Origin of the sequence: Marinobacter sp. LV10R510-11A, from assembly GCF_900215155.1 — a bacterium.
Classification (GTDB): Bacteria; Pseudomonadota; Gammaproteobacteria; order Pseudomonadales; family Oleiphilaceae; genus Marinobacter.
Window position 1 is genome coordinate 2871750 of the sequence record NZ_LT907980.1, and the last position, 13137, is coordinate 2884886.

The 13137-nt window shown below is 58.3% G+C and carries 10 protein-coding genes and 2 pseudogenes; 7 read left to right on the forward strand and 5 right to left on the reverse strand.

All coding sequences use genetic code 11. The features are described 5' to 3' along the window. Window positions 1-443: 443 nt before the first annotated feature. The 7 genes and pseudogenes from CPH80_RS13775 to CPH80_RS22975 all read left to right on the forward strand — a co-directional run bounded on the left by CPH80_RS13775 (window position 444) and on the right by CPH80_RS22975 (window position 4539). The gene (locus CPH80_RS13775) at window positions 444-1181 is read left to right on the forward strand and encodes a hypothetical protein (RefSeq protein WP_096278651.1); all 738 of its coding nucleotides are present in this window, start codon (window positions 444-446) and stop codon (window positions 1179-1181) included. A 157-nt stretch (window positions 1182-1338) separates the two neighbouring features. Next, window positions 1339-1521, forward strand: a complete 183-nt coding sequence (locus CPH80_RS23365; protein WP_197703553.1) for a transposase — start codon at window positions 1339-1341, stop codon at window positions 1519-1521. Continuing rightward, window positions 1503-2114, forward strand: a complete 612-nt coding sequence (locus CPH80_RS13785) for a hypothetical protein (protein ID WP_096278654.1) — start codon at window positions 1503-1505, stop codon at window positions 2112-2114. Before CPH80_RS23365 ends, CPH80_RS13785 begins: the two co-directional genes overlap by 19 nt. A 33-nt stretch (window positions 2115-2147) precedes the next feature. After that, window positions 2148-2870, forward strand: coding sequence for a deoxyribodipyrimidine photo-lyase (locus CPH80_RS13790; RefSeq protein ID WP_227520162.1), 723 nt, complete (start codon window positions 2148-2150; stop codon window positions 2868-2870). 20 nt (window positions 2871-2890) lie between these two features. Then, complete coding sequence (locus CPH80_RS13795) at window positions 2891-3301, forward strand: YkvA family protein (RefSeq protein ID WP_096278656.1); 411 nt, start codon at window positions 2891-2893, stop codon at window positions 3299-3301. Between the two features lie 74 nt (window positions 3302-3375). Beyond that, window positions 3376-3678, forward strand: a pseudogene (locus tag CPH80_RS13800) (flagellar motor protein PomA); the annotation flags it as partial. Window positions 3679-3788: 110 nt separating this feature from the next. Beyond that, window positions 3789-4539, forward strand: a pseudogene (locus CPH80_RS22975) (flagellar motor protein MotB). 42 nt (window positions 4540-4581) lie between these two features. Here the strand turns inward: CPH80_RS22975 and CPH80_RS13810 are convergent. From CPH80_RS13810 to CPH80_RS13830, 5 genes are all read right to left on the reverse strand, one after another. Beyond that, window positions 4582-5679: a lipocalin-like domain-containing protein gene (locus CPH80_RS13810; RefSeq protein ID WP_096278660.1), complete on the reverse strand. Its 1098-nt coding sequence runs from the start codon at window positions 5677-5679 to the stop codon at window positions 4582-4584. After that, on the reverse strand, window positions 5676-7931 hold the full coding sequence (locus tag CPH80_RS13815) for an FtsX-like permease family protein (RefSeq protein WP_096281625.1): 2256 nt from the start codon (window positions 7929-7931) through the stop codon (window positions 5676-5678). Before CPH80_RS13815 ends, CPH80_RS13810 begins: the two co-directional genes overlap by 4 nt. A 68-nt stretch (window positions 7932-7999) precedes the next feature. Further along, on the reverse strand, window positions 8000-8680 hold the full coding sequence (locus CPH80_RS13820) for an ABC transporter ATP-binding protein (protein ID WP_096278662.1): 681 nt from the start codon (window positions 8678-8680) through the stop codon (window positions 8000-8002). Further along, on the reverse strand, window positions 8677-11823 hold the full coding sequence (locus tag CPH80_RS13825; RefSeq protein WP_096278664.1) for an efflux RND transporter permease subunit: 3147 nt from the start codon (window positions 11821-11823) through the stop codon (window positions 8677-8679). The genes CPH80_RS13820 and CPH80_RS13825 overlap by 4 nt, the downstream gene beginning before the upstream one ends. Next, entirely contained in the window at window positions 11820-13076 is a 1257-nt protein-coding gene (locus CPH80_RS13830) for an efflux RND transporter periplasmic adaptor subunit (protein ID WP_096278666.1), read from the reverse strand. Before CPH80_RS13830 ends, CPH80_RS13825 begins: the two co-directional genes overlap by 4 nt. Window positions 13077-13137 lie beyond the last annotated feature (61 nt).

Below are 13137 nucleotides of genomic sequence, written 5' to 3' on the forward strand. Positions count from 1 at the left end.
TGAATCAGAGGGTGAGAGGGTGTGGCGAACTTTCAGTGTAGCCTCAAACCGGCGGAATGATATGACATAGGTCATATCGGGACCTGAATCCCGACTGCTGGAGCGAGCGGCCTAGCGTGTAGTGGTGAACTAAATTTGGTCGCCGCAGTCGTCATTATCTCCGCAGGATGGAGTAGGATTAAATCCTATCTTATGGGGGAGACCCGTCATGCGTCGCACAAACGGACCTGGAGTTTTCTATGAAGACTGGCTGAAAACGTGACCACTCCCCTGCGGCCCCTGTTTTCAGAGACCTCCAGGGTGCCTGGCGTTCTCAGGGTTACGGCAAAATACTGCTGATAGAGAGCGACCAATACACCCTGTTTGAAGAAACCACCATCAGTTGCCGGAAGCTTTATACGGGCGCCATCGCAGAGCTCAATCATTATTACGAAGATCTGGTAGTGTCCGCAACTGGGCGGGCGTTCAGTGCCCATCGTGTTAGCGGCGTGGCGCGCATCAGCTTTCGGCGCCTCAAAGCATTGCCGGCGAATGCCACTGCAACCCGGAACCATGCCTCGAAGGATCCGGAATACAACTTCGAATTCTTTTGGAGAACGTTCGACGAGCAGTACGCCTTGTTCGAACTGAAAAGCGTGGCCTGGGACCAGGCGTACCACAGCTATCACCCGCAAATTAACGCGCGCAGCTCACGAGAAACCCTGTTTGCAACCATGGCAACCATGGCAACCATGCTGCGGCCGCTGAAGGATGGCCACATCCGTTTGAATACACCCTGGGGCCATTACAATGCCGGCGCTCACCCCGCACTTTACCAGCGGCTGACACAGGAGCTTGAAGATGCCAACGATGACCGGGAACTCGCAAGCTATCTGGGGGATCTGAAAGAATGGCTGCACGATGTGATCCACGAGGACTACCTCGGGAATGGCGTTAGCCATGGCGGCAACCGGCTACTGGAGTGGGGGCACCTCAATGACGCCGCCGACACCCTTGAGCGCCACCTGCCAAATGGCTGGCACCTGACGTTATCCAACGAAATCTACCGGGTCTACGATGGCCAGCTGTACGAAGATGTCAGTATCCCGCCCCATATCCGCCTGCAATATCTTGGTCGAAAGGGTCGTGAAGAAGGGAAAGATCCGATGCTGGAGCGGGTGCTTAGGCTCGTTGGCGGATAAGGGGCAATGAGTGTGCCGGGGTCAGGTCTTGCGTTTTGCCCCTGCCTTGCCCTTTCGTTGTAATCGTCTCAGTCTGTCCGGCCTCAATTAGAACCACGGAAGGAGCCAGGGAATAGCCAGACCGCTGCGACTGGAATTTGCCGGTGCGTTGTACCATGTGACGTCTCGCGAAAATCGGCGTGAGATGATTTTTGAATCTAACGATGACCGCCGCGCCTTTTTTTCAGTTTTCGACGAAGTGTGTGAGACCTTCAACTGGGAATGCCACGCCTGCGGCCTGATGCGCAATCACTACCATTTTTTGATTGAAACTATCCCCCTCTGCCCAACCGCATACTGATGTCTCCGCTTACCCGTTCGCGCTCAAGCCAACCAGGCGATATCCCGAACGACATGAACGCGCACTACTACCAGCAAAGGGCAACTGCAGGGTTGATTCTCAGTGAAGCGACTCAGATCTCTCCTCAAGGCAAGGGCTACGCTTTCACACCGGGCATTCACTCCCGGGACCAGATTGATGGTTGGAAAAAGGTTACCGGTGCTGTTCACACGGCCGGTGGCCGCATCCACATGCAGCCATGGCACGTGGGCCGCATTTCCCACCTGGACCTGCAGCCCAACGGCAACCAGCCAGTCGCACCCTCCGCTATCAAGCCGGAAGGTGCCAAGACTTTTATCAGCGCAGACTCCGGCATGGTTGACGTGCCTGAGCCTCGGGCACTGGAATCCGCCGAAGAAGCCCGCACCCGTATCAGCGAAGGGCGTTGCGATCTGGTGACCTTCGGCCGGCCGTTTATCGCCAACCCGGATCTGCCCGAGAGCTTCCGCCAGAATGCGCCGCTTAACGAGTGGGATGACAGCACCTTCTACGGTGGCGATGAGCACGGGTATACCGACTACCCCACACTGGAAGAACTTGAAACTAACGCCTGATCAGAAGTTTTTGATCGAAGCAGGAGCAAGACTATGAGCAACACTAACGATCCGATTAACAGTGTCGTGGACCCACGCTGGTTCCAGTCCGGCCCGCTGCAAAGCAAGGCTATGGGCGAACATCGCTGGCGATTCCTCTGGCAAAGCTTGATCGCGCTTGAGCGCAGCCTCAGGCTCCTTGGCCAGAGGCTACACATCGCCTTTGGTGAACCGGAGAAGGTGATCCAAAACCTGGTTCACCAACACCGCATTGCCCGGGTGATTCGCTCGAGACAACCGGGCACACAGGAGACCGGACAGTGGCAGTGGATCAAGGGCCTGCTACCCGACACGCTGTTCCAGCAATTTGAAACCCTTAGCCTCTTCACCGGAGGAGAAAAAGCCGGCCTGGCGCGCCTGCAGGAGCTCCTGTTCGGCAACCACGCAATCGATAACTATAAGCAAACGCGAAACGAATCCACGTACTGGCTGTGGTTCGAGCTGCTCTGGCGGGAATATTTCTACTGGTACGCCATGAAGCACGGGGCTGACCTTTTCCGGCGTAAAGGCGTGCAACGCAAACGCGGGCCGGTGTCGGTGCAGACCCCCGGGGCCTGCGCCAGTTCAACCTGGAAAAGCAGGCACAACAGTACAACCCGGCAGGTATCTTTGTTAACAAGTGGCGTGGCCACTGTGTGCAACCCGTGGGATTGCACACAGTGGATGCGGCAGACTGGCCGATTTCATGACATTATTGCAGTTGGCTATCCAACTTAATCAAGAGAGGATACTTGTTCATGGCTCTGTTCAGCCAGAAGAACGCGCAGAAACAGTTGAATGCCGAAGCAGAAAAGGTAAATCGTGCCGATCTGGAGACTCTGCTTGAGCGACAGCGGGCGATTGAAGACAAGGTCAAAGGCAGCGGAAAACTGAACCGGTTCAGCGCCGATATCAAACTGATGTTCTCCATGATCCGGGATTACTGGAACGGCAGTTACCGCGATGTCCCCTGGAAAAGCATTGCCGCGATCGCGGGTGCGCTTCTATACGTAATGAACCCTCTGGATTTCATCCCGGATCTTATAATTGGATTTGGTTTTCTGGACGATGCCGGCGTGGTTGCACTGTGCCTGAAACTGGTGGAATCCGACCTGCACAAATACGCGGCCTGGAAAGAACACAAAGATGACGCCGGGCGATTCGCATAAGCACATTGATTGAATAATGAACTACAGGTAATCTCACCGCCCTGACCTTTAACCGCTACACCCCCGGAGAGCACGTGGATTTTGCCACCCTGATCGGACTTGTTGGCGCCCTTGCACTCATCGCATCCGCCGTTATTCTCGGCGTATCACCTGATGTTTTCCTGAATTCTGCATCACTGCTGATCGTTGTTGGTGGGACCATGCTTGTTGTGCTCGCCAAGTTCAGCATTCCACAGTTTCTCGGGGCTTTTAAAGCGGCTGCGCGGGCGTTCAAATTCAAGCTCCCGGAGACCCAGGCCAGCATTGAAAAGTTGGTGGACGTTGCTAATGTTTCCCGCAAAGAGGGAGTGCTCGGGCTCGAAGACCGAGAGGTGGCCATTCAGCAAGGCACAAACCCACGTATTATCGAACAGATGCTCTCCAGCTACTTGCCCCCGAACCAGCGTGACACAGCGCCTGAGGCGGAGGCCAGCAGCGGATAAGCCCCATGGACGAGCTGCCAGAAGAGGAAAAGCCGGGCATCCCGGCCTGGGTTGTTACCTTTGCAGACCTGATGTCGCTGCTGATGTGCTTCTGCTGTCGTTTTCTGAAATCGACGCGCAGAAGTTCAAGCAGATTGCCGGTGAGCTCTCACAAGCCTTCGGGGTTCAGCGTGAGGTACCGGCGCTGGAGATTCCGCAGGGCACCAGCCCGATCTTCGATAAGTTCTCGCCGGCGCCCCCTGAACCAACGCTGGTCAATGAAGTGAGGCATACCACAACCGATCAGCAGCCTGAACTGCAGACTTTGAAGACGGCCGCATTACGGTAGAAAAAGATCAGGATCAGCGCAGCATCGTCATACGGGTAGAGGAGAAAGGCTCGTTTCCCTCTGGCTCTGCAGAGCTCACCTGGGAATTTGAGGGCCTGCTTCTGGAGATGGCGAAAGTGCTGGCCGATATGCCTGGCGAGCTGGCGGTTGAAGGACACACCGACGACGTTCCTATCCGGACGGCCCGCTTCTACAGCAACTGGGATCTTTCTGCGGCACGCTCAGCGGCGGTGGAAAATGTCTCTTCGGAAAATCGCGCGAAGAACCGACGTGTTGAAATCATAATCAATATGTCTGGCCCACTGGAGGAGCAGCGTTTACGGCTTCGGGAACTGATTGAAAAAGATGCCGATGAGCGCGAGGCTATCATCGATATTTGCCCCATTAACCCTGATTCGGATTCGGATTCGGGTAGTATTACCTGGTGAATAAAGCCATCTGATAAATATGGGCACCAGTCAAATCGGTGCTTAGTCGGCATACCCGGTCAGCTCCATATAGCCTTCTCCCTGATGGCTTCCAGACACGCTGACGGGACTTTCCCAATACGGATAAAGCCCCCGGTTGAGGTAATCACCGGATGGCGCACTCAGCTCCAGATCTACCTGATAGTCAGAAATTCTAAGCTGCCAGCGCACAGGCACACCCTCGCGCCGTTCCAGCTCCTGCAGGCTCAGATCCTCAGGGCCCAGTCGAACAGGATCGTCTTCCGCAGGGAGCCATGTTCCAGATTGGAAGGTACCGCTGTCATCCCGCAAACGAAAAGCCATCAGCTTGTCGCCGTTATCCAGATGCAGCGCAAACCAGTCCCAGCCTTTCTGCCCAGTTTTCAAAAGCTGGCTGCTCCACTCCCGATCAAACCAGCCCTTGCCACTAACCGCTAGCACTTCACCATCCAGTGTTACCTCGCCGGAGATGGCAATATCCACCAAACTGAAGTACATCGAGCCTTCCCCGTTGGCGGATTTGGCGCTGAATCCGCCCTCGCCGTGAGCCACCGGAGGCCCCTCAATGTTTAGAGTCAGGTCATAGCTCCAACCCTCCCCGGCAGCTTGCAGTTGCCAGCGATTATTATCGGCATTGCTGGTCAGCCGCCAGTTATCAAGCCACACTTTAAAAGGTACCGCCGTTGCACCCGCATTACCCATATCGCCTCGGGCAAGTTTTTCCGCAAAATAATGTTGGCCTTTCCAGCTAACCGCGCCGTGGGCCATCCAGGCAGCTTGCAGTGGCCAGTCGGTTGCAGCCGGCGCGGGCTCGGCCGCCGCTCTGGGCTGGAGTGCTTGTCGGAACTGCGTCCATTGCAGCCCTACCGGCTCGCCGGCCGCAGTTTCGAGATTTGCGGTGAGGTACCACCACTCAATACGGTGCTGCGGATGCGGCCCGAAGTCGGCGGGAAACGTCAGTTGGTCTCCCGGGCCTGGCTGCAAATACGGCGTATCGGCTTTATTATTCGTGCCACCGTTATTCTCAAGCCCTGTCAGGCCGGCAAAGCCCTCATCTCCGGCATCTCCGGAGCAACCGGCCAGCAACAACAGAACCAGTGCAAAACCCAAGTACCGAGTCATCGTTCACCTCCCGTCAGAGCACTGGCAGACACAGGCGCAACAGCGGATTTGCCAAGTTGCCGGCGCATCAGCGCCGCAATGCTCAGACCAATCGCCAGGCTCAGAATGGCAAGCTCCAGCCAGAAAGCCGGATAGACAGCCATGGGCAGAGACCAGCCAAATGCCAGGGGATTGATTCTGTGTACCAATACCCAGGTCAGCCAGATGCCCAGTGGCAAAGCCAATACAGCGATACCGCCTGTCAGCAATAGCGCCAGCCTCAGCAACTGGCCTGCAACCTCCCGTTGTGGCAAACCCCAAACCACCAACAACCGGAAGTACCAGGCACGGGTAGAGAAAAACACCCAACCCATCATCAGCAACGCCGAGGCAGCCAGAATCAGGGTAAGCAGCGTCATCGCGCGGGTGAGCGCGAACGTTTGATCAAACACACCGGTTGCCAGCTCGCGGATGGTGCCGTTGTCTCTCATGGATAACGCTTCCACGCCCCAGATTTGCTGAAGTGCATCGGTAATATGCGTGATCCCGGGCTCTCCCGGCGTAACAGACAGGCTCTCGAAACGGATGTCAAAAGTCTCGGGAAGGGTTTCACCGTTCACCAGAACTTCCCCAACCGGGCGGCCATAGTCCGGGTAAACGCCCAACACTGGCATGGCCTTTGGCTGATCGCCGAGACGCAGCTGCACACTGTCACCAACCCCAATGTTCTCCCTGCGCGCCAACTGCTCGTTAATCATGATCCCTTCACCGGCTGCCAAGGTTCCCCAAGGGCGATCCGCCGCTTCCAACAATGTCCATCCGCGTATCAAAGAGCCTACAGGTGTGATCGCAAATACATCCACCTGCTGGCTGCCGGCATCTGGCAGCTGAGCGTGCCCCCGAATCACCCGATGCCACTGCAAACCCGGAGCGCTCGCCTGCTGGCTGACGAGCCAATCGGCTGCTTTATCGCTGTCAGCTCCGGCCGGCACTTCAATGTAATAGGCTGCCTCCAACCGCTGCGCCAACCAGCGATCAAACGTATCTTCAAACGTGGTGACCAGAGCCTGAACAGCAAGCACCATAGCCAGGGCAAACTGCAGGGCAACCAGTGGCAGTGTCAGCCTGCGAACCAACACAGCAAGCTCCCGGTAGCGCCATCGAGCCAGCGACGCTTTCGATCGGCCGGCTCGCCAGTGGGCCAGATGCGTGACGGCGGTCGGTGTCAGCCAGCCGGCACCGGCGAACACCAGGGCAACCGCAACGAACACCCACGGCAGCGACGGTGCAAGCCAAGCCATCACCAGCCCGACTGCCAGCAAAGCTGTTGCCAACCCTGCCCGAGCGGGCACAGGCAAGGAAAGGCGCTCGCGGAACCTGAGAAAAAGCAGATCTCCCAGGCACGCAATGACGACCACAGCCAGCATAACCAGAACCGGCGTTAACCAGCCCTGCCCTTGCCCTGCGTAAAGGGGAATATCGAACAGTCCGTCAAGAGCCTGACCGAATCCGCTACCCAGACCTGCCGCCAGCCATCGGCCCAGCCAGACGCCGGGCACGACACACACCAACGCCAGCACAAGAATTTCCAGCACCAGCCAGCGCTGAACCTGCCCTGGCGACACACCAAAACGATGCAGCAGGGCAAAGCTATCTCGGCGCTGTGCCAGACCCAACAGGTAGACGCTGCGCAACAGCAGTGCCGTGATCAGCAATACCAGCACACCCAAGGCCTCCAGGTTGAGCAGAAAGCTGTCTCCGAGTTCTCCGGTGTCTGGGCTGGTTGCGAAGGTTTGCAGGGTGTAATCGGGATGCAGGTCAGAGACTTGCGTGGTGTCAGGTGTCAGCAGGAAAAATCGGCTTTGCCGGGCGCTAATGCTCGCTGCGGAGTGAATGTCCACAAAAGGTTTGCCATCCAGAGGCTGATCCAGAGCTTGAGATATGCCGGTTCCCGCTCCGAAGCAATGGGCAGCCAAGGGATCGATCCCGATAAGGCGATTGCCGGCTTCAGGTGTCACCTCCAACCAGGGCATAACACACACGCCGGCAAGGCGCAGCGACACAAAGTCGTCGATCGCCAGGGCCTCGCCATCGTCTCGCACCACCTGCTGGCGCTCCGCCACAGCCTGCTCACTCTGATCCAGGCTGTCTCTCGCCTGGCTGGTTAAATGGCTAACGCCCGTCCAAAGCATGGTGGCAAGAAGGATCATGATTGCAAGGGCGAGCAGTTGCAGGGGGTGCCGACGATAGTGGCTGAACAAAGCCCGAGGCATGTAGAAAGGTGGGATGAGAGGCCTGAAGTGAGGACTGAAGAAAGACCTGAAGAGAGACAGAAAGCCTTTCATAGGTCACTCAGGTGGCCAAGATCCAGGTGCTGCTGGCAACCGGCGGCAAGCTCGGCGTCGTGGGTCGCCAGAATCAGGCCGCAGCCGTGGCGCGTCTGAAGATCGAACAATACCCGGGTAACCTCGTCGGCCGTATGGCGATCGAGGCTTCCGGTGGGTTCGTCCGCCAGTATCAGCGCAGGCTCCATGGCAAAAACCATGGCCAGAGCCGCCCGCTGGCGCTGGCCGCCAGATACCTGATCCGGGTAGCGCTGCGCCAGCTCACCGATATCCAGGCGAGTCAGCCAGTCTTGACTGTTTACCGGGTCCCGCCCTGCAAGCTGGGCCCGAAGCCGCACATTGTCCAGCAGTGACAGAGCGGGCATAAGATTAGCCTCCTGAAACACCACCCCGATATGCTGCCGGCGCAACGCAGACCAGGCCGCGGCCTTTCGCCGTGTCGCTGCGCCGCCAGCCTCGAAAACCTGATCGCGCAGAGCGATGGTGCCGGCATCCGGCAGTTCCAGGCCACACAGCAGATTCAGCAGAGTGCTCTTGCCAGAACCGGAGCGGCCGGTCAGCGCAAGCGACTGGCCTTGCCCCAGGGTAAACGACAGCTTTTCAATAACCGGGACGGTTTCGTTACCGCTGACGAAATGCTTGCTCAGACCCCGAACAGCCAGCAGAGAGTCAGTCATACAAGCTCACCACCGTGGCGCCTGGCCCGCCATTCCCGGAACTGCTCCAGCCAAGACAACAGAGCGGGGATAACCAGCAGTACCAGCCCGGTAGACAGCCCCAGGCCGAAGGCTATGGATGTGGCCATAGGGATCAGGAACTGGGCCTGTAGTGAGGTTTCAAACAGCAGAGGCAGCAAACCACCAATGGTGGTCAGCGAGGTCAGCAGCACCGCACGCACCCGCTGGACCGCCGCCTCATTCAGCGCCTCGTTAATACCCAGTCCTTTCTGGCGCTGCTGATTGTAGAAAGACACCAGAATGATCGCGTTGTTCACCACAATGCCGGCCAGGCCAAACAGCCCGAACAGCGATAGAACCGTAAGCTGCAGCCCCATCAGCCAGTGGCCCAGCAAGGCGCCTACTAGGGAGAAGGGAATAATCGCCATTACGATCAGCGGCAGGCTCCAGGAAGCGAACACCCAGGCCAGTATCACGTACATCAACGCCAAGCCGATCAACAAACCGGTTTTCATATCCGCGATGGTTTCCCGCTGATCCGCCGACCTGCCCTCGAAGCTGTAGCGAACATTGTAGCGGCTGGCAATATCCGGCAAGGCTTCCGCCTGCAGGCTCTCGATAATCTGCGCCGTAGTGCTTACCCGGGTGTTGAGGGCGGAGGTAACTTCCACGGCCAGCTTGCCGTCGGCATGGCGCAGAGCCTCGAAACCCTGGCGATGGTCCAGGTTCATCACCTGCCCCAGGGGCACAAAGCGTCCATCGGGTATGCGCACGGTAACGCGAGACAGTGTAGACAAACGTTCGCGCTGCTCCCGGGGCAGCTGCACCCGCACCTCCATCTCATCACGCCCGTCCTGATAGATCTGGGCGACCCTGCCATCAAATGCTGCCCGCAGCTGACTGCCCAGGTCCGTCGTAGTGAGGCCCAGCGCCTCGCCGTAGGCACTGGTCTGATAGATCAGCTGTTCCCGGCCCCAGGGCATGTCATCTTCCACATCCAGCACGCCCGGCAGCGTCGATAACGCCTGTGCCAGTTCCTCTGCGGCAAACTTCAGGTTTTCCGAGTTGTCACCGGTCAGCCGCACATTCACATCACGGCCCGGAGGCCCTGACTGGCGCTCTGAAATGGCCAGGTTATCCAGCCCCGCGGGCAGGGTCAGGCGGCTGCGCCATTCGTTGATGAATTCCGGATTGCGCACCGGGCGCTGATCCGAAGGCACCATTTCAATCATTATGGAACCCAACTCATCACCGGCACGAGAGCTTCCGCCACCGCCCAACGTGGCCCCCTCCGTCGTAACCGCATGCAGTATGAGGTTGCCGCCAAGCGCCGATTCCGCCTCATTCAATGCCTTTTGCATATCGACCATAAACCGACCAACGGTCTTGCTGTTCGTGCCCGCAACAAAGCTGGCATTGGCGTAGAGCACTGAGGGCTCCGGCGTCGGGAAAAAGTTGAACCCGAGGCGGCCACCCGCAAGCAGCCCCACGGTAACCAGGGCTAACGCCAGAACGCAGGCCATGGTGATACCCCGGTGCTCCAGACTGCGCAGGGAGAATCGGCGAAAAGGGCCTTCGCGAAAGCGATCAAACCGGCGTTCGAAACCAGCACGGAAACGCGCAACCGGATTACGGCTGGGGCGCGCAGGCTCTGGCGCACCTTTACCCGTGTGTCGGGGGCTGAAGGCATGCCGCAAGTGCGCTGGCAGTACAATAAAGCACTCTAGCAGCGACGCGATAAGCACGCAGATCATGACCACAGGTATATCGCCAAGAATATTGCCGATTACGCCACCCACAACCAACAAGGGCATAAAGGCGGCGACCGTGGTCAGAGACGAGGCCAGCACCGGCCACACCATGCGTTTGGCGGCGCCCTCTGAGGCGTAAATAGAGGCTTCACCCATGCGGGCGTGAGCGTCCGCATCCTCACCCACCACAATGGCATCGTCCACAATAACCCCCAGCGCCATGATCAGCGCAAACAGGGAGATCATGTTGATGGAACCGCCGATGAGCCAAAGCACGCCCAGAGCCGCAAGAAATGCCGTTGGAATCCCCACGGCCACCCAGAATGCCACTCGTCCCGGAAGAAACAGATACAGCAGGCACACAACCAGTATCAGACCGCTGAGACCGTTGCTGGTCAAAAGGGAAATGCGGTCATTCAGCAGTTGCCAGGTCTGGTCGTAAACCTCGAGCTGTATCGAAGGTGGCAGTGTAGCCTGTGTCTCGTCGAGCCACTGTTGCAGAACCTTTGCCGCAGCCAGGGAGTCGCCGTTTTCCGAACGCTGGAGCTGCAGCTCAATGGCCGGGAAGCCGTTACGGGTGAGAGAAACCTGATTGTCGCGATCCTCTTGGCGGACAGTAGCGATGTCTCCGAGGCGTAACTGAGTGCGTTCGCCGCTGAGCACAGGCACGGATTCGAACGCCTGCGGGCTGCGCCGTTGCTCTAGCGATCGCAGCTCCCGCGCCGCATCCTGCTGGGCCATTACCCCAGCGGGCAAATCCCGCGAAACTGAAGCAACCCGTTCGGCAATCTGCCCAAGTGTAAGCCCCAGTGCCTCCAGCCTTTCCACGGGAACATCAATGCTGATCTGCTGCTCTGGCAGGCCTCTGAAAGACACCCGGTCTATACCTTGCTGCAGAAGTTCGTCTTCATAGCGGTAGGCCAGGGCTCGCAGCTCTCTGCGATCAACGTCTCCGAAAACCAGCATGCGGGCGACGGGCTCGTAGCGCTCGATCCGGGTAACCCGGGGCTCCTCGGCGTCTGCCGGCAGGTTGTTGAACTCATCTACCTGCTGGCGCACATCATCCAGTGCGGTGATCGGATTGGTGCCTTCCTGAAACTCCAGTGTGATGGACGCCACACTCTGAGCCGAGGTGGAGGTCATCTTCTTGAGACCGTCCACGCTACGCAGGCGCTGTTCCAGAGGATTGGTAATGCCCTGTTCCACATCTTCCGCCGAGGCGCCACTCCAGATCACGCGCACGCTGACAACATCCAGTGCAAAGGTGGGGAAGAACTGAACATTCATGCGGGTAAGAGCTAACGTACCGGCAAGTAGCATCATCAGCATCACCAGGTTGCCCGCGACCTTGTGATGTACAAAAAAGCCGATGACGCCTTTTCTGCGCCTCATTGTGCGGAGCTCCCTTCACTTTCACTTTCACTTGCACCGGCAACGTCTACTTTAAGGCCGGTCAAGGCATTGGGCAGATGGGTGATAATCAGGCGTGCGCCTGGCTTCAGCGCCTCACTGGCGATTAAAAGGCTGCGTTCGCCATTTTCCGAGAGAACTTCGCCCACACGCTCCACGGAAACCCGCCGCATGCGGCTATCGTCGGCAACCAGATACACGCTGTCTGCGCCATACAGTGCGCTGAACGGAATGGCTACCGATTCGCTGCGCTCCGGCCGCTCAAGGCTCACCGGCAACAGGGCGCCCGGGCGCAAGCCTGCTGCGTCTCCGGCCAAGACAAGAATCGCCTCCGTTCCGGCAGGGTCACTGGTGCCCGCAAAGCGCTCAAGCCGGAAACGAATCTCTCGGTTATCACCGTAAGCGTAAAGATCTTTGCCTTCGGCCAGTGCACCAAGCAGCTCGGCCCGATACCTATCGGGCACTCTGGCCCGCAGCTCCAATCCCTTAACGGCGTAGACCGAGAGCAGCTTCTGGTTTCGGGTCACCTGATCGCCCACGGCAACCTGAACATCCGTTATAACACCGTCAAAAGGAGCAATAACCCGGGAGCGCTCGGCATCACGCTGCGTTGTCGCCAGAGTCGCCTCGGCTTGGGTCAGCCGAGCCTCCAGGCTCTGCCGCCGCGCCGGGTGCTCATCAATCGCGCGCTGGCGAATACTTACGGTGAGTTCGGCTCTGGCGGCACCGTCGGTTACGCTTTCCAGGTTTTCACGGGAGGCAAGATTTCGGTCTACCAGCGAGCGGGTTCTCTCCAACTGCCGGCGCGCATTCGCCAGAATCGCCTGCTCGCTTTTGAGCGCGGTCTGATCATTGCGGTAGCGCACCTGTTCAGATCGAATCTGCGCCTCGAGGTCGACCACCTGAGCTCTCGCCTGAGCCAGCACCGGCTCAATATCCTGAGAATCCAGAGCGACCAGCAAGTCACCCGCGCTCACCCGCTGCCCCTCGGCCACTGGCCGCTCACCAATGCGACCGGCCAGAGTAGCAACCACAGACATCTGCTCCGGCGCCACCACCTCGCCGTATAGAGGTAACATCGGTGTGTGAGCGCCTGGCTCAACGGTTTGAACCTGTACCCGCCAGCTACGCTCGGTGGCGCTCACTTGTGCCGGCTCCGGGCGGGTCATTTTCAGAAACAGGAAGCCCAGAACACCGGCTGCAAGAATAACTAGTGGTATCAGTCGTTTGAACATTACTTTTTAGCCCGCTCGGGAAAACAAAGCCACAGCCACGTCGCATGGGCGGGCCGGGAAG